Source organism: Desulfobacula sp., from assembly GCF_021107415.1.
Map to the genome: position 1 here is coordinate 1 of NZ_JAIOSW010000362.1, position 21,322 is coordinate 21,322.

At 38.8% G+C, this 21,322-nt stretch carries 27 protein-coding genes, 1 tRNA gene and 1 pseudogene; 19 read left to right on the forward strand and 10 right to left on the reverse strand.

What is annotated here, in order from left to right:
- Together K8S13_RS18130 and K8S13_RS18135 are read left to right on the forward strand one after the other, a co-directional pair.
- Positions 1-219, forward strand: a 219-nt coding sequence (locus K8S13_RS18130; protein ID WP_291464717.1) for an OmpA family protein, incomplete at its 5' end; no start/stop codon positions are given.
- A gap of 46 nt (positions 220-265) precedes the next feature.
- On the forward strand, positions 266-649 hold the full coding sequence (locus tag K8S13_RS18135) for a PilZ domain-containing protein (RefSeq protein WP_291464719.1): 384 nt from the start codon (positions 266-268) through the stop codon (positions 647-649).
- Here K8S13_RS18135 and K8S13_RS18140 read toward each other — a convergent pair.
- The 9 genes from K8S13_RS18140 to K8S13_RS18180 all read right to left on the reverse strand — a co-directional run bounded on the left by K8S13_RS18140 (position 630) and on the right by K8S13_RS18180 (position 5,769).
- Positions 630-1,067, reverse strand: a complete 438-nt coding sequence (locus tag K8S13_RS18140; RefSeq protein ID WP_291464721.1) for a YkgJ family cysteine cluster protein — start codon at positions 1,065-1,067, stop codon at positions 630-632. The two genes, K8S13_RS18135 and K8S13_RS18140, sit on opposite strands and share 20 nt — an antisense overlap.
- Positions 1,057-1,656 (reverse strand): recombination mediator RecR, encoded by a 600-nt coding sequence (gene recR, locus K8S13_RS18145; protein WP_291464723.1) that lies wholly within the window; start codon positions 1,654-1,656, stop codon positions 1,057-1,059. Before recR ends, K8S13_RS18140 begins: the two co-directional genes overlap by 11 nt.
- Positions 1,657-1,661: 5 nt before the next feature.
- Positions 1,662-1,970 (reverse strand): YbaB/EbfC family nucleoid-associated protein, encoded by a 309-nt coding sequence (locus tag K8S13_RS18150; RefSeq protein ID WP_291464725.1) that lies wholly within the window; start codon positions 1,968-1,970, stop codon positions 1,662-1,664.
- A 19-nt stretch (positions 1,971-1,989) separates the two neighbouring features.
- A complete protein-coding gene (gene dnaX / locus K8S13_RS18155; RefSeq protein ID WP_291464727.1) occupies positions 1,990-3,687 on the reverse strand; it encodes a DNA polymerase III subunit gamma/tau in 1,698 nt (565 codons plus the stop codon).
- Between the two features lie 28 nt (positions 3,688-3,715).
- A tRNA-Ser gene (locus K8S13_RS18160) sits at positions 3,716-3,806 on the reverse strand.
- A 52-nt stretch (positions 3,807-3,858) separates the two neighbouring features.
- Positions 3,859-4,596: a methyltransferase gene (locus tag K8S13_RS18165; protein WP_291464729.1), complete on the reverse strand. Its 738-nt coding sequence runs from the start codon at positions 4,594-4,596 to the stop codon at positions 3,859-3,861.
- Between the two features lie 66 nt (positions 4,597-4,662).
- The gene (locus K8S13_RS18170) at positions 4,663-5,076 is read right to left on the reverse strand and encodes a type II toxin-antitoxin system VapC family toxin (protein WP_291464731.1); all 414 of its coding nucleotides are present in this window, start codon (positions 5,074-5,076) and stop codon (positions 4,663-4,665) included.
- Complete coding sequence (locus K8S13_RS18175; protein WP_291464733.1) at positions 5,076-5,306, reverse strand: type II toxin-antitoxin system Phd/YefM family antitoxin; 231 nt, start codon at positions 5,304-5,306, stop codon at positions 5,076-5,078. The genes K8S13_RS18170 and K8S13_RS18175 overlap by 1 nt, the downstream gene beginning before the upstream one ends.
- Positions 5,307-5,448: 142 nt before the next feature.
- Positions 5,449-5,769 carry a DUF721 domain-containing protein gene (locus K8S13_RS18180; protein ID WP_291464735.1) on the reverse strand — a complete coding sequence of 107 codons (321 nt, stop codon included), beginning with the start codon at positions 5,767-5,769 and terminating at the stop codon, positions 5,449-5,451.
- A 713-nt stretch (positions 5,770-6,482) separates the two neighbouring features.
- On the opposite strand from K8S13_RS18180, the gene hflK reads away from it, so the two are divergent.
- Together hflK and hflC are read left to right on the forward strand one after the other, a co-directional pair.
- Positions 6,483-7,580: an FtsH protease activity modulator HflK gene (gene hflK / locus K8S13_RS18185; RefSeq protein WP_291464736.1), complete on the forward strand. Its 1,098-nt coding sequence runs from the start codon at positions 6,483-6,485 to the stop codon at positions 7,578-7,580.
- A 3-nt stretch (positions 7,581-7,583) separates the two neighbouring features.
- Positions 7,584-8,525 (forward strand): protease modulator HflC, encoded by a 942-nt coding sequence (hflC, locus tag K8S13_RS18190; RefSeq protein ID WP_291464737.1) that lies wholly within the window; start codon positions 7,584-7,586, stop codon positions 8,523-8,525.
- Between the two features lie 92 nt (positions 8,526-8,617).
- Here the strand turns inward: hflC and K8S13_RS18195 are convergent, their stop codons facing one another.
- Entirely contained in the window at positions 8,618-8,713 is a 96-nt protein-coding gene (locus K8S13_RS18195; RefSeq protein ID WP_291464740.1) for an AURKAIP1/COX24 domain-containing protein, read from the reverse strand.
- Positions 8,714-8,823: 110 nt separating this feature from the next.
- On the opposite strand from K8S13_RS18195, the gene K8S13_RS18200 reads away from it, so the two are divergent.
- The 15 genes and pseudogenes from K8S13_RS18200 to K8S13_RS18270 all read left to right on the forward strand — a co-directional run.
- A complete protein-coding gene (locus K8S13_RS18200) occupies positions 8,824-9,357 on the forward strand; it encodes a hypothetical protein (protein WP_291464741.1) in 534 nt (177 codons plus the stop codon).
- A 104-nt stretch (positions 9,358-9,461) separates the two neighbouring features.
- A complete protein-coding gene (locus K8S13_RS18205) occupies positions 9,462-9,737 on the forward strand; it encodes a zinc ribbon domain-containing protein (RefSeq protein WP_291464763.1) in 276 nt (91 codons plus the stop codon).
- Between the two features lie 66 nt (positions 9,738-9,803).
- Positions 9,804-10,091 carry a co-chaperone GroES gene (gene groES / locus K8S13_RS18210; protein WP_291464743.1) on the forward strand — a complete coding sequence of 96 codons (288 nt, stop codon included), beginning with the start codon at positions 9,804-9,806 and terminating at the stop codon, positions 10,089-10,091.
- 30 nt (positions 10,092-10,121) lie between these two features.
- A pseudogene (gene groL / locus K8S13_RS18215) lies at positions 10,122-11,780 on the forward strand (chaperonin GroEL).
- Between the two features lie 190 nt (positions 11,781-11,970).
- Positions 11,971-12,681 carry a protein TolQ gene (gene tolQ / locus K8S13_RS18220; protein WP_291464745.1) on the forward strand — a complete coding sequence of 237 codons (711 nt, stop codon included), beginning with the start codon at positions 11,971-11,973 and terminating at the stop codon, positions 12,679-12,681.
- Positions 12,681-13,097 (forward strand): biopolymer transporter ExbD, encoded by a 417-nt coding sequence (locus tag K8S13_RS18225; protein WP_291464747.1) that lies wholly within the window; start codon positions 12,681-12,683, stop codon positions 13,095-13,097. The genes tolQ and K8S13_RS18225 overlap by 1 nt, the downstream gene beginning before the upstream one ends.
- Before the next feature lie 9 nt (positions 13,098-13,106).
- Positions 13,107-14,027, forward strand: coding sequence for a cell envelope integrity protein TolA (locus K8S13_RS18230; RefSeq protein ID WP_291464749.1), 921 nt, complete (start codon positions 13,107-13,109; stop codon positions 14,025-14,027).
- Between the two features lie 18 nt (positions 14,028-14,045).
- A complete protein-coding gene (gene tolB / locus K8S13_RS18235; RefSeq protein WP_291464750.1) occupies positions 14,046-15,413 on the forward strand; it encodes a Tol-Pal system beta propeller repeat protein TolB in 1,368 nt (455 codons plus the stop codon).
- 41 nt (positions 15,414-15,454) lie between these two features.
- Complete coding sequence (pal, locus tag K8S13_RS18240) at positions 15,455-16,042, forward strand: peptidoglycan-associated lipoprotein Pal (RefSeq protein WP_291464751.1); 588 nt, start codon at positions 15,455-15,457, stop codon at positions 16,040-16,042.
- A 139-nt stretch (positions 16,043-16,181) separates the two neighbouring features.
- A complete protein-coding gene (gene ybgF / locus K8S13_RS18245) occupies positions 16,182-17,081 on the forward strand; it encodes a tol-pal system protein YbgF (RefSeq protein WP_291464752.1) in 900 nt (299 codons plus the stop codon).
- A gap of 14 nt (positions 17,082-17,095) precedes the next feature.
- Positions 17,096-17,581, forward strand: a complete 486-nt coding sequence (locus K8S13_RS18250) for a crossover junction endodeoxyribonuclease RuvC (RefSeq protein ID WP_291464754.1) — start codon at positions 17,096-17,098, stop codon at positions 17,579-17,581.
- 30 nt (positions 17,582-17,611) lie between these two features.
- Positions 17,612-18,253 (forward strand): Holliday junction branch migration protein RuvA, encoded by a 642-nt coding sequence (gene ruvA, locus K8S13_RS18255; protein ID WP_291464756.1) that lies wholly within the window; start codon positions 17,612-17,614, stop codon positions 18,251-18,253.
- A gap of 3 nt (positions 18,254-18,256) precedes the next feature.
- Complete coding sequence (ruvB, locus tag K8S13_RS18260) at positions 18,257-19,282, forward strand: Holliday junction branch migration DNA helicase RuvB (protein WP_291464758.1); 1,026 nt, start codon at positions 18,257-18,259, stop codon at positions 19,280-19,282.
- 31 nt (positions 19,283-19,313) lie between these two features.
- Complete coding sequence (locus tag K8S13_RS18265; protein WP_291464760.1) at positions 19,314-20,618, forward strand: L,D-transpeptidase family protein; 1,305 nt, start codon at positions 19,314-19,316, stop codon at positions 20,616-20,618.
- On the forward strand, positions 20,582-21,322 hold a 741-nt coding region (locus K8S13_RS18270), incomplete at its 3' end, for a hypothetical protein (protein ID WP_291464761.1). The genes K8S13_RS18265 and K8S13_RS18270, both read left to right, overlap by 37 nt.

The window sequence follows — 21,322 nt, forward strand, 5'->3', positions numbered from 1 at the left end:
AACTGGGAACTTTCAAGCGCCAGGGCATCCACGGTTGTTCGCTTATTGGTTAAAAACGGGGTTCTCCCTCAATATGTCTCGGCAGAAGGGTATGCCCATTATCATCCCGTGGCTACTAATGATACTGCAAGGGGAAGAGCTTTGAACCGACGGGTTGAAATTGTTTATGAAAGAGATAGTATTGCAAGGCAGTTTGCCGATATGGGGATGGGTAAATAGACAATACCCTTAAATATAATTAAAGATGAGTTTAAAGAAAGCCAGAATGAAGAATTTTGATGAGATCGAAATTACCTCCCGCCTTCTTAATATAATTCTTGAAATGCCGGTTGAACAACAACTGGATCTTTTGGATCGGCTTGATATAAGTGGTTATGAAGGGGCAAGAAGATATGCCAGGACTTACCTTAAAAACCCCTGGATTGTTTTAATTGATCCTGAAAAGGAAAAAATGCCTTATGACTATTTTATCAAGGATATCAGCCGATGTGGAATGTTTATTGAAACAAGTCAATCCTTTTCAGTCAGCCAAAAAATTACAATACAATTTCAAGTGCCCGCCAGTAAAAAAGTATTTAAAATCATGGGGGAAATCGTTAGACGTCAAAAAAATGGAATTGGTATAAAATTTAATCGCCTGTCTCATTAATAACAGCCTTGTCCAGTTTTTCTTTTTCCAGAGCAACAATTTTTCGAAGGTCTTTATGCGGGACATCTTTTTTCATGCCCGGGCAGGAGTTTGCCATGGCATTCCAGTTTTCAGGATGCTGAATGAGGGTTTCAATGAAAGGCCAGGCTTTGCACATATAGGGTTTTACCGGATGGATGGTGCATTGTTTGATTTTGTCAAAAAAGACACAGTATCCGTCTTTACCAAGTGTTAAAACAACCCTTGTCCCTGACTTGTCGCAATATCGACCTATAAATTTTTCAGGATCAAAATTAATATATGCCGAGATATTAATGATATCCTGTTCAGTAACATAGGTGCCGCCAAACCCGTTGCAGCAGTCACCGCATAATTGGCATTCAAAAATATCATCCCGGGTCTTAAATTCAGAATCCATATCTTTTTTCCATTGCTTTTTGCATGGTCAGCGGGTCTATATATTGCAGATCACCCCCCATGGGGATGCCGGAAGCAATTCTTGTCATCTTGATTTTTGTTTTTTTTAGTCTTTCAAGGATATAAGAAGCCGTGGCCTCTCCTTCAACATTGGTTTTGGTGGCAAGAATTATTTCTTTTATTTTTTCAGGGTCAGCCCTTTTAAACAACTCTTTTATCCTGATGTCATCCGGGCCTATGCCGTCAATGGGAGAAAGCGTTCCTCCTAATATGTGGTAGGTTCCAAAGAAAGCATTTGATTTTTCTATGGCAGCCATATCCGTCGGGTTTTCCACAACACAGATAAGCGTTTGGTCCCTCAGTGGGTCAGAACATATCCTGCACTTGTCTTTGTCGGTTAAGGCAAAGCAGACCGTACACAGTCTAATACTGTTTTTTAGTTCAATGATGTCGGCAGCCAAAGTTGCAGCTTGTTGATTCGGGGCATGAAGAATGTGGAGGGCAAGCCGTTCCGCAGTCTTTTTGCCTATACCCGGAAGTGTTGACAGGCTGTTGATCAGTCTTAAAATTGGGTCAGGATAGTACTTCATATTTTTTAAAGGCCGGGAATATTGAGTCCGCCGGTCAGTTTTCCCATTTCTGAAGAGACCATTTCCTGGGACTTGTTCAACGCATCATTGACGGCTGCTAACACAAGATCCTGAAGCATTTCAACATCTTCAGGGTCTACTACTTCTTTTTCCAAAATAATGGATTCAATTTTCTGGGCGCCATTGGCAATCACTTTTACCATTCCGCCGCCACTGGACGCCTCAATAGTTTTTGTAGCAAGTTCAGCTTGAGTTTTCAGCATTTTTTTTTGAAGTTTCTGGGCTTGTTTCATCATTGAATTCATATTTTTCATGATCGATTACTCCTGTATATTAATAATTAATTATTTGGCCGTTAAATATTTTCTGGGCTTCAACAACCAGTGGATGGTTGAAGGCAGCTTGTTTTGCTTTTAGTTCATTTTTTTTATTATTGTCTTGGGTTACATTATTGTTCTCGGAAAGGATTTTGATTATCAGGGATTTACCGAGAAATTCTTTGCAGATATCTTGCAGTTCCTGCTTTTTTTTTTCAAGCCTTGCTTTGTCAAAAGACGAACTATTTTTCAGTTCAACAATCATTTCACGGGTTTTGGTTTGACTTACCTTGCCTTTGGAAAGAAGGGCAAACATGAAGGGGAGTTTTTTTTCTATTTTGTTTAAAAACCCTTGCCAGGTTCTTGTCACGCTATTTTTATCCTGTCCCTGAGCCTGATCCTGTGCCTGGGAAGGCTTTAACCCTGCAGTATACCCGGGTGTCGGCACAGGTTCCCTGACTGCCTGAATATCGGTTTTTTTAGTTGAATGGTCGTTTGCATCAGACTTTTGGACCGGTTCAAAATTGTGCTGCGAGGGTGAAGGTTTTGAATCTGTCTGGGTTGAATTTATCTGGTTCGCAAGCATGTTGAGCTTGCTGATTATTGTATCAATTTGTGCACCCGGGTTGATTTGAAGCAGTTTTAACAAAACCATTTCAATAGCGGTTCTGGTATGTGACGAATACTTGACAATGGATTCTTCATCCAAAAGGATTTGTACAATAGTGTTGATAAAACCGCTGGATGTTACAGAAACTATTTGAAAAATTTTTTCTTTTTCAGAATCTGTGATATTGACAGCAGGGTTGTCCTTGCCACAGATTTTAATTATATTCAGGTTTCTGAAATGGGAAATAATATCAGAATAAAATTTTTTCAGGTCAATTCCTGAGTTGTTTACCTTTTCTATAATTTCAATGAGCCCTGCACCATTGTTTTCAAAAATTGCTGCTGAAATATCATGCAGGATTTGGTGGTCTTGGATACCAAGGCCCTCCAGCACACGTTCGGGCCCAATTTTTTTGGTGGTGGCCGATGATAATAATCTGTCAAGAAGGCTTAAAGCGTCTCTTATGGACCCGTCAGCCTCCTGGGCAATCAGGTCAAGGCTTTGTTTTTCAATACTGAATTCTTCATTTTTGCAAAGGTGTTGCAAATGGTTTGAAATCATTTCCAAAGAAATTCTGGCAAGGTCATGGCGTTGACATCTGGACAGGATGGTTGCCGGGATTTTGTGTACTTCAGTGGTGGCAAAAATGAACATGACATGTTCAGGTGGTTCTTCAAGTGTTTTGAGCAGTGCATTAAATGCAGCCGTCGACAGCATATGGACTTCGTCGATAATATATATTTTATACTTTGCCGATGAAGGCATATAGGTGACATTTTCCCTTAAATCCCTGATTTGATCCACGCTGTTGTTGGAGGCTCCATCGATTTCAAAAACATCTGTGCAATGGCCTTCAATGATATCCGTGCAAATTTTACAAGTGTTGCAGGGGTGGGGGGTCGGACCTTGTTTGCAATTCATTGCTTTGGCTAAGATCCGTGCAAGGGTTGTCTTTCCGGTGCCCCTGGGCCCTGTGAAAAGAAGGGCATGGGCAACCCTGTCCTGGGAGATCGCATTGGAAAGGGTGGTGGTAACATGGTTTTGCCCGACAACTTCGTCAAATGTCTGGGGCCTATATTTCAGTGCTAATACTTGGTATGACATGTTATCCGGTATGACACGTTATGATCAGTGGCGGAGAAGGAGGGATTCGAACCCTCGGTACCCGGTTAGGATACACACGCTTTCCAGGCGTGCACCTTCAGCCGCTCGGTCACCTCTCCGTGTAAAATTAATTCAAGGCAAAATAGTATTTTTTTGTAAATGTGTCAAGGTTTAAACCCGATTAAAAAGGGATGCATACTCGTCTGAAAATTCATTTTCAGATGCATAGATGAAAAGGGGTGGGTGCACAACACAGGATTTGTCGCTGTTCTTCACAGCATAGTTTTTCATTGCACAGAGTATGACACGTTTGGGGAGGCAATTTTTTTTTATATAAATATACCTGATAAATTCAGGGGAAAATTGATATTGCTCCATGATATGGAGCAGATCAGATAATCGTTCTGCAGGGAAAATGATATACAATTTTCCTTTTTTATTGAGCAGTCTGTTTGAGCAATTAAAAAGCATATCAATATCAAGGGTGAGCTCGTGGCGTGCAATGGCCTTTTGATAATTCGGGTTCAGTCTGCCGGAATCTTTTTTTATATAGGGTGGGTTTGAAACAATAATATCTGCCGGCCCGTTTATATCGGAAAGCTTTATATCTTTAATGTTTTCATGAAGAACTTGGATAGTGCTTACCAGCCTGTTGGCACTGATGTTTTGTCTGGCAAACCAGGATAATTCTTTTTGGATTTCAACACCGATGATGTTGAGATCAGGCCATCTGAATGCCAGAATCAAGGGAATAATTGCGCAGCCACACCCGATATCAATGATTTTTTCAACACCGTTTGGTTGAATGTGGCCGGCAAGGAGGAAGGGATCCATGGAAAATCGATATCCGTTTTCAGGCTGGGACACCTTTATCTCATGGTCAAGGAAAGGTCTCAAAAATTTATTCATAGCATATTATTTAACCGGGATATAGGCAAAATTTATTTTTCAGATTAACCGCATGGTTAACCCAAATTATATATAATGCACCCGTAATCCTGCATTTTCTGCTGCTTTAATTTGACGTTTGTCAGAAGATATAAATAATTCTGCATTCCATGTTACCGCACAGGATATATGCAAAGCATCTAAAGAACGCAGCATATTATTTTCCAGTAAAGTTAATGTACTTTCAATTACTTCAGGCACAAGATTAACAATTTGTATATCTTCAATATCTGCTGTAATTTGCTCTTTAATTATAGAATATTTTTCTGCTGACAGGTTTCCTTCTCTTACTTTCCTGTTTAGTGCTGACATCATTTCCGGCAGGCAAATGATACTTAATCCAAGCATTGATGCTTGTTGACAGTATTCATCCACTTCCATACTACCTTGTTCTGCTATAAATTTTTTAATAAATGATGATGAGTCAAAGAATATATCCATTATGATTTTTCTCGTTCTTCTATTATAATTTTAGATATATCTTCGCCTTGGACAGTTAATTTAATTCTTTTTTTCTTCCATGAAGGTAGCTTTTTGTTTTCGATATGAATTGGCAATATTTCAGCTATTTCCTTTCCATGACGTTTTACACAAATGGTTTCCCCTGCTTCTACAGAAGAGAACAAAGCGGATGCATTTTTTCTAAATTCAGTGAAATTTACTGTTATCATTACATTTGATCCCTTAATTATATTTATAATGCATACTGTACATTATTGTACAGTATTGTGCAATAAGTATTTTTTGACGGGCTGATGCGGCGCAGCCGCCTGGAACGGCCGGGATACCTTTATCTCATGGTCAAAGAAAGGGTCAGGAAAGAATTTTTCCAATTTTAAACCGGAGCTGTTTAACAGATATATGTTCAAGTTTCTTATTCAGATTTAAGATCATCTCTTTTTCAAGGAATTTGAGCTGATGTATCCAGGATGAACTGGATACATTGACAATGAGTATCCCGTCTTTAAAAGTGTCAGGTTTGGCATTCATGGCAATGGCTTTTCCAACGGCATCATCCCAGATATCCCAGATCCTGGTCATTTCCATGTCCATGGCAGGCCTGTATTTGCCAAGGGCGGAATTTAAGATATCACTGATGTGAATCAGTTTGCTTTTTTTATTTTTTTTATCCAATTGAATAATCCAAAAATTAAGGATAGTTTTCTTAAAATTTATTCATAGCACATTATTTAATTGGGATATAGCCAAAATTTGTTTTAAATATTCCGGCAGGAGGGAAGGTAATGCTTTGGGCTAAACTTCGCCGGACATTCATGTCCGGCTACGAGGTGAAATCGCTGCTCCCGGCGTCGTGCCTCCGCAGCGATTCAAACCCGCCCAAAGCATCACCTTCCCTCCTGCCTCTGCTGAAGATTTTCTTATCAACTCATTATATTTGGTACATACCTAAGTATAACCAGATCCTCGACCGGCTAATCAAGTTGGAGAATAATATTCCTGTCTGAAAATTTGTTACAGGGAGATTAATACATCAATATATTCCATGGTGGTAGTCTTGCCGAGGAGGTTGGGGTGTGGGTTGCAGGGAACAATTGATTGCTATTCTGTACAGTTTTTTGACGCAGTGGAGCGTCAAGACCGCCAAGTGTCTGAGCGATAGCGAGTTTTGGCGGTTAGCGGAGCGAAGTCTTAAAAACTGTAAGAATAGGTCAATCACGTGATATGCAACCCACACCCCGACCGGGCTCAATATTATTAAGACAGCTAAACTGGTTTTCGGTCAGGTTTTAAATAAATATTGCCTTTTTGGCTTGATAACGATAAATATGGTTATATTTTGCAAGACAATGTGATTTTAAATATAAATTATTTACAGGATAAAATTTATGAATTGGGATTGGGAAAAACTTAGAGAAAATCAACAGAAGTTTGAGAAGAAGAAAGATGGCGGTGGGCCGGGCATGCCGATACCTCCCCAGATGGATGAGCTTTTAAACAAATTTAAAGGATTTAAGTTTCCGGGAGGAATCTTGGTTGTGGTTATTCTTTTGGCCTTGTTTTTTGGATCCTCCACCTTTTTTACAATTAAACTGGATGAAGTCGGTGTCATTCAGCGGTTTGGAAAGTATAATCGAATAGCTCAGCCGGGTTTGAGCTTTAAGTTCCCGGCAGGTATTGAAAAAGTGACCAAAGTAAAGATAAAAAGAATTTATAAGGAAGAGTTCGGATTTCAAACGGTGCAAGGACAAGGATCAAGCAATTACAGGTTCTCAAATGAAAGTTCTTCCCAGGAAACTTCCTTAATGCTGACCGGTGATCTGAATGTGGCAGTAGTTCCATGGATTGTCCAATACAGGATTTCCAATCCCCGGAATTATCTGTTTGAAGTCAAGGATGTTAGAGCCATTTTAAGGGATATGTCAGAGGCCAGCATGCGGACCGTTGTGGGGGATAGAAGTATCAATGAGGTCATCAGCAAGCGGGAAGAGATTGCCCTGGCTGCCAAAGAAATGCTTCAAAATGAAATGAACCGGGCAAAGTCCGGTATTAATATTGTTACCATTGAAATGAAAAAGACAAATGTTCCTGAACCTGTCCAGAATTCTTTTAATGAGGTGAACCAGGCCACCCAGGAAAAAGAACAAACGATTTATAAAGCAAGGGAAGAATATAACAAGGCAGTGCCTTTGGCCCGTGGTGAAGCCAAAAGAGTGATAAAGGATGCAGAAGGGTATGCCATTGACAGGGTGAACCGTGCCCAGGGTGATGCTGCCAATTTTTCAGCGGTTTACAAAGAGTATGTAAAGGCCAAAGATGTCACAAAAAAAAGAATATATCTTGAGTCAATGCTGGAAATTTTTCCCAACCTTGGAGCAAAGTATATTATTGATTCCGAGCAACAAAATCTATTACCCTTTTTAAATATGGGCGGGGCAACTTCCACCTTTAATCCACAGAACAGATTTCTTAAAAAAAGTGAGTAAAAAATGAATAATATTATGAGAACCTTATTTATAGCTGTCATCGCTATCGGTATTGTAGTGGTGTATAATTCTGCTTATATTGTTGATGAAACCGAGCAGGTGATCGTCACCCAGTTTGGCAGAGTGGTGGGAAAACCTGTAACCACGCCGGGTTTAAAGTTTAAGCTGCCTTTTTTTCAACAAGCCAATTATTTTCCAAACAATTTGTTAACCTGGGATGGTGATCCAGGCCAGGTGCCAACCAAAGACAAAACCTATATCTGGGTGGATACCTTTGCCAGATGGAAGATAGTTGACTCCATTAAATATTTTCAGACAGTCAATAATGAATTTGCAGCCCTTGAACGTCTGGATGATATTATAGATCCGGCCATGAGGAACCTTGTGACATCATATCCTCTGGTGGAAAGTGTTCGTAATACCGATCGGCCAATGGATACCTTTGAATCCGTGAGCGGTGAAAGTAAAAAACGGATCCACCAGTATACAATCGAACTGGGCCGGGATGAGATTACAAAGCAAATAGTACAGCAGGCCCGTCCTAAACTGGCCCCGTTTGGGATTGAACTTGTGGATGTGAAAATAAAAAGAATAAACTATATTGAGAGCGTAAGGCGAGCCGTTTACGACAGGATGATTGCAGAAAGAAACCAGATTGCAGAAAAATATCGTGCAGAAGGTAAAGGAGAAGCAAGCAATATAAGGGGTGAAAAAGAAAAAGAACTTCAGACCATTACATCACAGGCCTATGAAGAAGCCCAGAAGATTAAGGGTGACGCTGATGCAAAGGCTACCCTGATTTATGCGGACGCATATGGTGTTGATCCTGATTTTTATGCTTTTCTAAAGACAATGGAAGTCTATAAAGCAACCATGAAAAAAGACAGTACTCTGATTCTTTCTACAGATTCTGATTTTATGAAGTACTTTAAAGGTATTGAATAGCACCTTTTTTAAGAAACGCCAGGAAACGGGTAAATAAACGAGTATTGAGTTGAACAATCGTTTGCAACTCAATACTCCCCATATTTCAGCAGCTATTTTTTCTTTCTCTGGTGTCGGGTCTTGGCAAGGAGTTTTCTGTGTTTATGCTTCCTCATTTTTTTCTTTCTCTTTTTCATCACACTACTCAAAAAAATCACCTCCTTTATGGATAATTTTTAATTTTAAATTATTAATTGATCAATATAGCATAATATTTTATTAAATGTCCAATTTTTTATTGGTTATATAAAAGGCACGCATGCAAACAGCACGACATTTTAGCAGAGAAGAGCTTTTAAAGGTTGATGAAGCTGTAAAGGTTTCAGAGGAGATAGTCAATAATTTTTATAAAATGTCCTCTGGTCAGTGGCTTAAAAACAGGTATGATATAAAAACAGCCAAAGATCTTGCTCCCCATGAATGTGTTGACGGTCCTTTTGCCCAAGTGGTTAAATATGAGGGCCGGAAAAAAGATGTCCCGTTAGGATCGTCTTCTTTCAGTCTTTACAAAGTATGTCTTCAGGATAGTGCCATTCTTACAATGGTTTCAAAAAAAAGCGATCTGCTGTTAGATCCTTTCCTCCTTTATATATTGACCCATGAACTGGTTCATGTCGTCAGATTTTCAAAATTTAACCAGCGATATGAAAACAAGAATGAAGCAGATGTTACATTGGATGAAGAGCGCAAAGTTCACCAATTAACCCATACCATTTTAAAGCCGGTTTCGATTCCGGGTTTAAGCAAAGTTTTTGAATTTTATAGGGATTGGCGCAAAGAATCCAGAACCTGAATCATAGGTAAAAAAATTGGGCAAACTATCTTGACAAGGATAAAAGACTTACTATTTTATCTTTGTTTTTTATGAAGACAAAAGAAAACGGAGAAGTAAAGAAAATGCCAGTTTATGAGTATCAATGTACAGAGTGCGGACAAGTAGAAGAAGCATTTCAGAAGATTTCAGATTTGCCGCTTGAAACTTGTTCTCATTGTAAGGGACATCTAAAAAAAATTATTTCTCAAAGTACATTTCATTTAAAAGGATCAGGATGGTATGTAACGGATTATGGGGGAGCAAAAAATGGGGCCCCAAAAAAAAGTGATATACAATCCGGCAAAAAATCCAAAGAAGCCAAAACAACTTCAAAAAAGACAACAGATTCTAAAGATTGAAGTTGAAATAAAATAATAATAAAAAAGAACAGACCAAAAAATAATATGAAAAAGGAGAAATTGATCATGAGTTTGAGACCTTTAAGTGACAGAATTCTGGTAGAGCGTGTTGATGAGGATGAAAAAACCAAAGGTGGTATTATTATTCCTGATACGGCAAAAGAAAAACCAGCAGAAGGTAAAGTTGTTGCCACCGGTAACGGTCGCATGGGTGAAGATGGGAAACTGCTTCCAATGGATGTAAAAATTGGGGATCGTATTCTTTTTAGTAAATACGGTGGAACAGACGTAAAAATTGATGGAATTGATTATCTTATCCTGCGTCAGGATGATGTTCTTGGAGTTATTGAATAATTTTAAAGATATAAATGGAGATTAGTTAAGATGGCAAAAGAAATTAAATATGATGCTAAAGCTCGTGAGGCAATGCTTAAAGGTGTACAGACCCTTGCGGATGCAGTCGTGGTTACACTGGGACCTAAAGGTAGAAACGTAGTGATTGAAAAGTCCTGGGGTTCTCCCAATGTTACCAAAGATGGTGTAACTGTTGCAAAAGAAATCGAACTTGAAGATAAATTCGAGAATATGGGTGCCCAGATGGTAAAAGAAGTCGCCAGCAAAACTTCTGACATGGCGGGTGACGGTACCACCACGGCAACCATTCTTGCAAGGGCAATATATGAGAATGGCCAGAAACTGGTTGTTGCCGGTAATAACCCCATGGATATTAAAAGAGGTGTAGACAAAGCCGTTATCAAAGTTGTTGAAGTCCTTGAAGGAATGGCAAAACCAACCAAGGATCAAAATGAGATTGCCCAGGTTGGAACCATTTCCGCAAACAGTGATGAAACCATTGGTAACATTATTGCAGAAGCCATGGATAAAGTCGGCAAAGAAGGTGTTATCACGGTTGAAGAAGCCAAATCAATGGACACGACTCTGGACGTTGTAGAAGGAATGCAGTTTGATCGTGGATATCTTTCTCCTTATTTTGTAACAGATACTGAAAAAATGGTTGCCTCCTTTGACAGCCCGTTTATTTTAATTTGTGATAAAAAGATTTCTTCCATGAAAGATCTTCTGCCGGTTCTTGAAGAGATTGCCAAAACAGGTAAGCCTCTTGTTATTGTTGCCGAAGATGTGGAAGGCGAAGCCCTTGCAACCCTGGTTGTCAATAAACTTCGCGGTACCTTGAATGTGGCTGCTGTTAAAGCTCCCGGATTTGGTGACAGAAGAAAAGCCATGCTGGAAGATATTGCCGTACTGACCGGTGGACAGGTTGTTTCGGAAGATATTGGAATCAAACTTGAAAACGTAACCCTGCAGGATCTTGGCCAGGCAAAATCCATCACAATTGATAAAGATGATACCACAATTGTTGATGGTGCAGGTTCAAGAGAAGCCCTTGAAGGAAGGGTAAAAATGCTTCGGGCACAGCCCGAAGAGACAACTTCTGATTAAGACAGAAAAAAACTCCAGGAAAGACTTGCCAAGCTTGTTGACGGTGTTGCTGTTATTAATGTCGGTGCAGCGAATGAAAAAAAAATGAAAGAAAAGAAAGCCAGAGTTGAAGCTGCGCTTAATGCAACCCGTGCAGCAGTTGAAGAGGGTATTGTTTCCGGTGGTGGTGTTGCCCTTATCAGATGTATTCCAGCCCTTGAAGACCTTAAGCTTGAAGGTGAAGAGCAACTGGGTGTCGACGTTGTGAAAAAAGCCCTTGGAGAACCCTTACGAAAAATTGCCGACAATGCCGGTGTTGAAGGTGCTGTTGTCTTGAATAAAGTTAAAGAGGGTAAAGATGCTTTTGGTTACAATGCCAAGACAGATGTTTATGAAGACCTCATTGAAGCTGGTGTTATCGATCCCAAAAAAGTGGTTCGGTTTGCCCTTCAGAATGCAGCCAGTGTTGCATCTGTTATGCTGACCACAGAAGCCATGATCGCTGAAAAACCGGAAGAAGGTGCCGGCGGCGGAATGCCTGGTGGAATGCCCGGCGGCGGAATGGGCGGCGGAATGGGCGGCGGAATGCCCGGAATGATGTAATGTTTAATTAAACATTAATATTCATATAAATTGAATAAAGAGCCCCTGCATGCTTTGTGTGCAGGGGCTTTGTTTTTTTGGAGTTTTCAATAAAAACTTGACATGAAATGCCGGCTCATATACTTAGTTTTATTAAATTTTATTTATTATTTTACCAACACAAGGAAGATAAATTTGCAAGAGAGGTTATATGGCCACTGAAACCCTAGGGGTGTTTTACATGTTGAGCGATGCAGGTCCTGTTGTAAAGTTTGTTATGCTGCTGCTGCTGTTTTTTTCTATAACATCATGGGCAATTATGTTTATCAAGTTCAGATATATCCGAAAGGCGTTTAAAGAATCTAATGAATTTACTGATATTTTCTGGCAGTGTCGTAACCTTGCTGATGCATTTTCAAAAGCCAAAGCATTGAGATCAAGTCCGGTTGCAAGGATTTTCATCACCGCGTATATGGAGATGGCAAGATCTGATGGTCAAGATAAGAAAAAATTACAGATAAAACAAACTGAAAACACCTATTTTCAAATTATCGGAAGTATAAAACGATCATTAAATCGATCCATTGGTGTTGAAGTCAGACGTCTGGTTCAATTGGTACCATTTCTGGCAACTGCAGGGAATATCTCCCCGTTTATCGGTCTTTTCGGAACTGTATGGGGAATCATGGGAACATTTCAAGGAATTGGTATAAGCGGGTCTGCAAGTCTTGCCGTTGTCGCTCCGGGTATTTCAGAGGCGCTCATTGCTACTGCAGCCGGACTTGCAGTGGCTATCCCCTCTGTTATCGGTTACAATTATTTTACTGACAGGATAAGGGTTTTGGATTCTGAATTACAAAGTTTCTCTTCAGATCTTTTAAATATAATGGAACGCGATATTCAAAAGCAGATGGAGGTATAATGCAATTAGGCTCCGGTAATGATCAATTCATGTCTGAGATTAATGTAACCCCTTTTGTTGATGTAATGCTTGTTTTGTTGATTATTTTCATGGCAACCGCCCCCATGATGGTTCAGGGCGTTGATGTGGACTTGCCAAAGGCTACCTCAAAAGCATTAAAAGGCGGTGAAGAACGCTTGATTATATCCATTGATAATGATCTTAAAGTTTTTATTAATGAACAAGTCGTCAGTGTTGAATTTTTGACCCAGAAGCTGGGTGCCATACTGGAAAATTTTGACAAAAAAAATGTATATCTCAGGGCTGATAAAAAAGTACAATATGGGATTGTTGTCAATGTGATCTCAAAGATCAAAAAAGCCGGTGTTGACAGTCTCGGGATGATTACTCTCCCTGAAAATGAAGATGAGTCCTGATTGACGAGTATGAGTTCTCGGGAAAAGTTTAAAAATAGGAGTGAATCTTTTTTTGTCCCCATGGATCACGACAGGAAAACTGGGATAGTTTTTTTTTCTCTTTCCTTATTTTTACATGGTCTGTTTTTTTTCAGCCTGATATTTTTTCAGGATTTTAAACTGCCCAAGCCTATGCCGACGGTCATTCAGATTGATCTTGTCTCTTTTGCACCGGAACCTGCTCTGGAAGAACCAGCAAAAAAACAAGTGAGTTCAAAAAAAGAAGGTATCCCGATAAAATCTCAAGTCATAAAAAAAAAGATTCGTAAAATTCCCACCATAAAGGCTGACATCAGTTTAAAGACAAAGCCTAAAAATTTGAAAGATCTGATAGCTCAACAGGAGAAAAAAAAGAAACCAGACAAGAAAAAAGAGAAAAAATCTGTTGAAAAAGCCAAACCTCAAAAACAAATTGATCCTGAACAGGTATTAGAAAAAGCAAGGGAAAAATTAGAAAAAAAAATTGAAGATCAGGACCAGGACCGGAGTCAGGATCAGATTGCCCAGGCGTTGAGTCGTCTTCAAAAAAAAGTAAAGCAGCAGGGTAAGACAAAAGAGGGTGAAGGAAAGGGGGCATATGCCGGATACGGGAAAAAAGGATATAAACCCATTGATCTCTATAAAATGGTTTTAGGGCTGGCAATAGAGCAGAACTGGGTGTTTAATGATATCCTTGCCGGGATGGATCAGAATCTTGAAGTTAGAATCCTCATTAAGATATTAAAAAGCGGAGAAATCAGGGATATTATTTATGAAACCAGATCAGGCAATCGATATCTTGATGAATCTGCAAAAAAAGCCATTAAAAAGGCAAATCCATTGCCACAATTACCAACTGGAATGCGTTCCTATGATGTTGTTGTCATTTTTACACCTAAAGGATTGAGATAAAAAAAGGTTTCAATTGCTATGAATAAACGGTATTGTCCCCATGATATGTTTAATAAAATTATTATATCCGCAATAGTTTGTTTTTTGGGATTGATTTGCAGTGGTTTTTTTTCAATACCTGTATATGCCGGGGATTATGATTATATCAATATCAGCAACCCTTTTTTAAAGAAAACCCCTGTAGCTGTGACTGAATTTAAAGCATTTAACGGGCATGGAACTGAAGTCGCGGCAGGAAAAACAGCAAGCGATATTTTAAAGCAGGCGATTAATTTTACAGGATATCTTAAAACAATGAATCCGGTTGCATTTCTCTCAAATCCGGCTGAATCCGGTATTCAACTGGGCCAGATCAATTTTCGGGATTGGACGGGGATTGGGGCTGAATTGCTGATTACCGGGGGAATTGAGGAAGCCCATGGAAAAGTGAAGCTTAAATTACGACTTTTTGATACCTTTAATACAAGGCTTGTGGTGGGCAAAGTATATACCGGTCCCCGATCTCAAATAAGGAAGATGATTCATTTGTTCTGTAGTGAAATATCCTATAAGCTTACCGGAAAATGGTGGGTATTTAACACAAAGATAGCCTTTGTTTCAACGGTTAAAGGGAAGAAAGAAATATTTACTTGTGATTTTGACGGACAAAATATTAAGCAGATTACATCCCATAAAAGCATTTGCCTTTCCCCGGCCTGGTCTTTTGACAGCAAATGGTTGGCCTATGTTTCCTATGCAAGGGGAAACCCTCAAATATTTATTAAAAATCTTAAAGAAAAAAGAGGGTCAATTGTTAATTATAAGGGAATGAATATTTCTCCGGACTGGATGCCCGGGCAGTTTAAACTTGCGGCAGCATTAAGTTTTTCCGGGGATCAGGAAATTTATTTGTTGACCCTAAAGGGAGAAATTATTAAAAGAATAACAAAAAGCTGGGGAATTGATGTATCGCCTAAATTTTCACCGGATGGCAAAAAAATAGTCTTTACGTCAAAACGTGCCGGCACTCCGCAAGTTTATATAAAGGATATTGAATCGGCAAGAGTGAAAAGGCTAACGTTCAAAGGGTCCAATAATACATCTGCTGCCTGGTCACCGGATGGCAAAAAGATTGCCTATGTGGGCATAGAAAAAAATAATATTGATATCTTTGTAATAAATATTGATTCAGGAATGCCGGTGCAGTTGACCCAAAATGCGGGAGATAATGAAGACCCGGCCTGGTCACCGGATGGTAGTATGCTGACGTTTACATCAACCCGGGAGGGCGGTATCCCAAGAATTTTTGTTATGAATGCATCCGGATCAGACCCGCGAAGAATTTTAAGATTGAAAGGCAAACAGAGTCAACCCGCCTGGTCAATGTCAAAAAGTACAGAAAATTGAGTTTAGATATTTAATTAATTGAATAAGGAGGAAATAAGGTAATGAAAAACAGAATGTGGATTAATCTGGTAATGGTAATTCTTGTAGCAGGACTTTTTTTTACTGTCTCATGTGCAAAGAAAACGATTGTATCTGATGCAACAACCATAGAGGACCAGGAAAAAGTCCAAGCCAAAGCCCAGGCTGATGCAACGACTGAAGCTGCGGCAGAAGCAGCGCGTATTGCACAGCAAAATCTTGAAGATCAGACGGACAATGGAAAAGCACTTATGCAAGCCAAGGCCATGGCTGCCAAGAAACGGTTTGAGAACCAGGATATTCATTTTGAATATGACAGCTCAGATTTAAGTTCCATGGCAAAAATGGTGCTAAAAGAAAAGGCAGCATGGTTAAAAACAAATTATTCAGCCGTCACCATTGAAGGCCATTGTGATGACCGCGGTACAACCGAATATAACCTTGCCCTGGGTGAACGGCGTGCAAGCACCGCTAAAAGTTATTTGATTAATCTGGGTGTTGCAGCTTCCCGTTTGAACACCATAAGCTATGGTGAAGAGCAACCCATAGATTCAGGCGTAACAGAAAGTGCCTATAGAAAAAACAGGCGCGCTCATTTTGCAATTGATTAAGCAAGGCGAATAAAAGGGATTTAATTCAGGCGTAATGTGAGAATTTTAGAGCGGTACGCTTGTTACGTTTGAGGCCAGATTTAAGGACAGATCTAAAATCTGGCCCCGAGCATAATCTTTTGATTGTTGGAGTTTGGTTATGGGAATAAAAAATTTTTTTTATATTGTGATCGTTCTGCTGTTTTTGTCCGGCTGTGTGGAACCCCAGAAATTCGTTACCCTTGAAAACAGGGTGGCAGCCATAGAAATGGAAAATAACAGGCAACTTTTAAGGCAAAAGGAAAAAACAAAAGCAACTGTTATTCAAAATGAACAAAATCAGCTAAAGCTTAGACAAGATCTTGGGACCATTGAAAAAAAAATAAACGAAAGCCATAGTATCAGCCAGGAAGAATATGCAGAATTGAAATACAATATCCAGACCATCAAAGAAGATTTTCAACGAGTTGAAGGTTTAATAGAAGAAATTAATCATAGCTTTGAAGAGTATCATCAGAAAGATAGAGAAATAATTGAGAAAAAACTTGAACGACTCGATCATGCTATCTCGAAAAATTATGAAAAATTGATCAAGCTTGAAAAGTATATGGGGTTTGAACCGTCAGCCCTAGGCGGGATTGACGGGATTGAGAAAAAAGTCGTATTATCAGAAGATCCTGGAAAGAATGCCGAGCAGGAATTATATAATTTTGCAAAGAAGCTGTTTGATGATGGGGATATGGAAAACGCCCGCATTCAGTTTGAAAATTTTATAAATAAATATCCGGATTCTGAAAATACAGATAATGCCAGATTTTGGATTGCCGATAGTTATTATGCTGAAAAATGGTTTGAAAAAGCCATTTTGGAATACCAGAAAGTTCTGGAAGACTATCCAGACAGTAATAAATTGGCTGCGGCAAGGTTAAAACAGGGATATGCATTTGCTGAATTGGGTGAAAAGGCCAATGCAAGACTTATCCTGAGAGAGTTGTTAAAAAAACATCCTGAGTCAAATGAAGCGAAATATGCCCAAAAGAAATTAGAAAGCTTAAAGTAAGTTAATAAATTTTCATGGTAAAGGTAGTAGGCATTGACCCAGGGTTGGCCGGCACCGGTATCGGTGTTGTAGAGGGAAATTCAAATGAAATCCTTGGGTATTCATTTGGAAGCATTGCAACTGATGCAAAAGATCCGATTCATTTCAGGCTTCACGCTATTTATTCCAAAATTTTAGAGTTCCTTTGTAAACAACAGCCGGATTTACTCGTGATTGAGGACATATACTCACTTGAAAAATACCCTGGATCAGGTATTATGCTGGGTAAAGTTTCAGGGGTTCTTCTTGTGGCAGCATATAAAGCCGGACTTGATGTGGAAGAAATTTCTGTAAGGGAAGTAAAAAAAATTGTTTCCGGCAATGGGAGTGCTGATAAGTACCAGGTGGAAAGGGCTGTTCGCAATATATTAAAACACGGGGAACCTATCCGGCCCTTTCACGCATCAGATGCACTGGGACTTGCTTTAACAGGATATTACAGATACAAAAGAAGATTATGACCGAGAGATAACTATGACCAAGGGAAAGCTATGATCGGATACCTTGAAGGAACTATTCTTCAGTTTGAGTCTGATGGCATTTTACTGCTTGTGGGCAATATTGGATATGAAGTTTTATTGAATCCTCAAATGGTTGAAAAAGTAAGATCACAAGATTTAAACCAGGATTTAAATGAAAGCCATATCTCTTTATATATTTATTATCATCAGACAGAGCGACAGCCCAAACCTGTACTCATCGGTTTTGAAACACTTGAGGATAAAGAATTTTTTCAAACATTTATTACTGTAGATGCCATTGGCCCTATGAAAGCCATTAAAGCGATGACCCGGCCGGTTGGTGAGATGGCAATAGCCATAGAAAAAAAAGATGTTTCATTTTTAACAAGCTTAAGTGGTATTGGTAAAAGAACTGCTGAGAAAATTATTGCAACCCTTCATGGAAAACTAGAAAAATTTATAGCTGTGACAGGTGTTTCAAAAGAAATTGATCAAAATATAATTCCCATTGAGATGCATAATATCAGCCAACAGGTTGCAGACGTTCTCGTAGAGCAATTGGGGCATTCCCATTCATCAGCGAAAAGGATGATCAAGGAGGCGTTTGAAAGAAATATCACGATTTCAACACCCGAAGAACTTTTTGATGAGATTTTTCAGGAGAAAAGATAAAAGATGAGTGATGATATTATTTCTTATACCTCTGATAAAAAAGGTATTGTTACATCAAATAGCACCCCTGATGATATATCTTCTGATATTGTATCTTTAAGACCCACAAGTTTTAAAGACTATATCGGTCAGAATAAAACGGTTGAAACCTTTAAGATTGCCATGCAGGCAGCCAAAATGAGAAATGAACCTTTAGAACACATATTGCTTCATGGACCACCCGGTTTGGGCAAGACAACCGTTGCCCATATTATTGCCAATGAAATGGGCAAAGATTTAATAGTCACTTCGGGTCCCACTCTAGAGAAAGGAGGAGACCTCATCGGGATATTAACCAATCTGGGTGAAGGGGATATCCTTTTCATAGACGAAATTCATAGGATTCCAAAGGTTGTAGAAGAATTTTTATACCCTGCCATGGAAGATTTTGCCGTGGATTTTATATTTGATAAGGGTATTCATGCAAGGAGTCATCGATACCGGCTAAAGCAGTTTGTTCTGATCGGGGCAACCACCAGGGTTGGTCTTTTGTCTTCTCCATTACGCGACCGGTTTGGTATTTTTCGCACCCTTGATTTTTATTCAAAGGAACAATTGATTGTTATCATTAAGCGCTCTGCTGCTATTTTAAACACGATCATTTCTGATGATGGTGCCCTGGAACTTGCAGAACGTTCCAGGGGAACCCCCAGGATTGCAAACCGGTTATTGAAAAGAGTCAGGGATTATTCGCAGGTAAAATCACATGGAAAAGTAAATCGACAGAGTGTGCAGGCAGCCCTTAAGCTTGAAGGAATTGACGTACTGGGACTTACATCACTTGACAGAAATTATTTGAAAACGATAATAGATTTTTATATGGGAGGGCCTGTGGGGATTGAAGCAATTGCAGCAACATTGCAGGAAGAAACCGATACGCTTGTGGATGTTGTTGAACCATTTTTACTGAAAATCGGTTTGGTTCTTCGAACATCCAGTGGCAGAAAAGCATCACAAAAGGCATATCAACATCTTAAACTTAAACCATAATAATAAAATCGAATTGGCAGTATTAATTTAGATGGGAAAAAAAATATTTTCAAATAGACTAAACTTCTTATTACTGGTAGTGGTGGTGCAAATTTTTTTATCATTCGGCTCTACTGCCTTTTCAGCAATGCATATATCTCCATCCTCTATTATTAAATTACCTGAAAATGAGAATGTAATTCTGGTTGAGAAAAAAACTCAAACCCTGTTCCTTTATATTTTCAAGGATAAAACCCTGTTCGTTCAGTTTCAAGCCCCTTGCTCAACAGGAGAGGCATCCGGTATCAAACAAGAGGCAGGAGACAAGAAAACACCGGAAGGTATTTATTTTTTGTATGATGAATATGAAGACAAATATTTGTCCCCGATATATGGGACAAAAGCATTTCCCACAGATTACCCAAATTTTATTGATAAAAAGGCAGGAAAAAACGGATCGGCTATCTGGATACATGGTACAAATAAAAAACTAAAACCCATGGATTCAAATGGGTGTATTGCAATGGAAAATCATAGTATCCTAAAACTTTCAGACTATGTAAGTCTTCATTCAACTCCTGTGATTATTGTTGATGAAATTGATAAAATTGATGGAGAAACGCTTATCAAGCAGGAGAAAAATATAAGTCTCTTGTTGAATCAATGGATAAAAGCCATTGAAAATGGGAGCTATCATGATTATTTGTCATTTTATTCCTCTGAATACTTACCGGATATCACTTGGTGGGAACAATGGCTTGAAATAAGAAAGACTGCAAACAAGCCTGATTCAAGCTTGAGAGTGAAAAGGGACAGGACAGGGATTTATTATCACAATCATGTTTTTGTGGTTTTGTTTGATTATTTTTTGGTGTTTGAAAACAAAAAAATTTTATTGGGGAAAAGAGAGTTGTTTTTGGAAAATAAAAACAGCAATTATCAAATTATTGGGGATACCTTTCAAAAAATAAAAGTCCCATTGGTCGCTGCTGCGAAAACACTTATAAAACCGACTTCAAAAAAAGAATCTGTTATAGAAAGCATCAATCAGTGGCTGGCTGCATGGTCAGCAAAAGATATGGATAAGTATGCGTCATTTTATGCAAATAATTTTTACTCCGATGGAATGAATAAGAGAAAATGGGTTAAAAAAAAACGAATGATTGCAAAAAAATATAATTTTATTAATATTTCTGGTTCAGAATTTAAAGTAAAAAAAAAGGATAAGACATGTGAGGTCACTTTTTTTCAAAAATATGAATCCAGCGGGTATACTGCCCAGGGGACAAAAAGGTTAAAACTTGTTAATGAAGGTGGATTATGGAAGATATATCAAGAGAGCTGGAAAAAGAGATAGCCCGATCCAAACCAAAGCCCTATAAGCAAAATCGGAAGACAAGAGTTCTTATTGTTGATGATTTCGGAGAGATGAAATCCGGTGATTATTTAAAAACCCTTATAAAGATCCTGTCTATCATAAGTATTATTTGTTTTATAGCAGCAGCTTTATATTATTATCTATATACGGGCTTGTACAGGGATGCTGATTTGACTAAAAACAGACTTATCCTGGCTGAAAAGAAGGTCACTGAGCTGATTCAGGAAAAAGAAGTATTAATGGCAAGACTGGTGATCTCTGGAAAAGACCCGGTGATTGAAAAAAAGAGTGAAAAGGAAGATAAGCCAATCGTTGCAAAGGTTGAAGAAAAACCCCCATTGGTTTTAAAGAATGAGAAAATAAAAACCATTCCTTCTGAACCTGAAGATAAGGATGATATAAAAAGAACCTTAATGGTTGAGCAAGAAAAAAATATAATAAAATCTAAATTAGATACGGTGGGTGAATTATCTGAAATACCCATAGAGACTGAACCACCCAGGGCTGTAAACAAAACGGTTTCTATTGAAAAATTTGTTGTAACAAAGGATGGATCAAATGGAAATCTTCTGGTCCGATTTGATATCAGAAATATTTCCAAAGAACCCGGAGATGTTTCCGGAAGAATATTTACGATATTGAAACCGGATAATCAATCAGAAGATCAGTGGCTTGTGGTGCCA

Bases quoted from the DNA above. Each gene is read 5' to 3' on its own strand.
- K8S13_RS18135 (WP_291464719.1), top strand. From the start codon at position 266: ATGAAGAATTTTGATGAGATCGAAATTACCTCCCGCCTTCTTAATATA.
- K8S13_RS18140 (WP_291464721.1), bottom strand. From the start codon at position 1,067: ATGGATTCTGAATTTAAGACCCGGGATGATATTTTTGAATGCCAATTA.
- recR (WP_291464723.1), bottom strand. From the start codon at position 1,656: ATGAAGTACTATCCTGACCCAATTTTAAGACTGATCAACAGCCTGTCA.
- K8S13_RS18150 (WP_291464725.1), bottom strand. From the start codon at position 1,970: ATGAAAAATATGAATTCAATGATGAAACAAGCCCAGAAACTTCAAAAA.
- dnaX (WP_291464727.1), bottom strand. From the start codon at position 3,687: ATGTCATACCAAGTATTAGCACTGAAATATAGGCCCCAGACATTTGAC.
- K8S13_RS18165 (WP_291464729.1), bottom strand. From the start codon at position 4,596: ATGAATAAATTTTTGAGACCTTTCCTTGACCATGAGATAAAGGTGTCC.
- K8S13_RS18170 (WP_291464731.1), bottom strand. From the start codon at position 5,076: ATGGATATATTCTTTGACTCATCATCATTTATTAAAAAATTTATAGCA.
- K8S13_RS18175 (WP_291464733.1), bottom strand. From the start codon at position 5,306: ATGATAACAGTAAATTTCACTGAATTTAGAAAAAATGCATCCGCTTTG.
- hflK (WP_291464736.1), top strand. From the start codon at position 6,483: ATGAATTGGGATTGGGAAAAACTTAGAGAAAATCAACAGAAGTTTGAG.
- hflC (WP_291464737.1), top strand. From the start codon at position 7,584: ATGAATAATATTATGAGAACCTTATTTATAGCTGTCATCGCTATCGGT.
- K8S13_RS18200 (WP_291464741.1), top strand. From the start codon at position 8,824: ATGCAAACAGCACGACATTTTAGCAGAGAAGAGCTTTTAAAGGTTGAT.
- K8S13_RS18205 (WP_291464763.1), top strand. From the start codon at position 9,462: ATGCCAGTTTATGAGTATCAATGTACAGAGTGCGGACAAGTAGAAGAA.
- groES (WP_291464743.1), top strand. From the start codon at position 9,804: ATGAGTTTGAGACCTTTAAGTGACAGAATTCTGGTAGAGCGTGTTGAT.
- tolQ (WP_291464745.1), top strand. From the start codon at position 11,971: ATGGCCACTGAAACCCTAGGGGTGTTTTACATGTTGAGCGATGCAGGT.
- K8S13_RS18225 (WP_291464747.1), top strand. From the start codon at position 12,681: ATGCAATTAGGCTCCGGTAATGATCAATTCATGTCTGAGATTAATGTA.
- K8S13_RS18230 (WP_291464749.1), top strand. From the start codon at position 13,107: ATGAGTTCTCGGGAAAAGTTTAAAAATAGGAGTGAATCTTTTTTTGTC.
- tolB (WP_291464750.1), top strand. From the start codon at position 14,046: ATGAATAAACGGTATTGTCCCCATGATATGTTTAATAAAATTATTATA.
- pal (WP_291464751.1), top strand. From the start codon at position 15,455: ATGAAAAACAGAATGTGGATTAATCTGGTAATGGTAATTCTTGTAGCA.
- ybgF (WP_291464752.1), top strand. From the start codon at position 16,182: ATGGGAATAAAAAATTTTTTTTATATTGTGATCGTTCTGCTGTTTTTG.
- K8S13_RS18250 (WP_291464754.1), top strand. From the start codon at position 17,096: ATGGTAAAGGTAGTAGGCATTGACCCAGGGTTGGCCGGCACCGGTATC.
- ruvA (WP_291464756.1), top strand. From the start codon at position 17,612: ATGATCGGATACCTTGAAGGAACTATTCTTCAGTTTGAGTCTGATGGC.
- ruvB (WP_291464758.1), top strand. From the start codon at position 18,257: ATGAGTGATGATATTATTTCTTATACCTCTGATAAAAAAGGTATTGTT.
- K8S13_RS18265 (WP_291464760.1), top strand. From the start codon at position 19,314: ATGGGAAAAAAAATATTTTCAAATAGACTAAACTTCTTATTACTGGTA.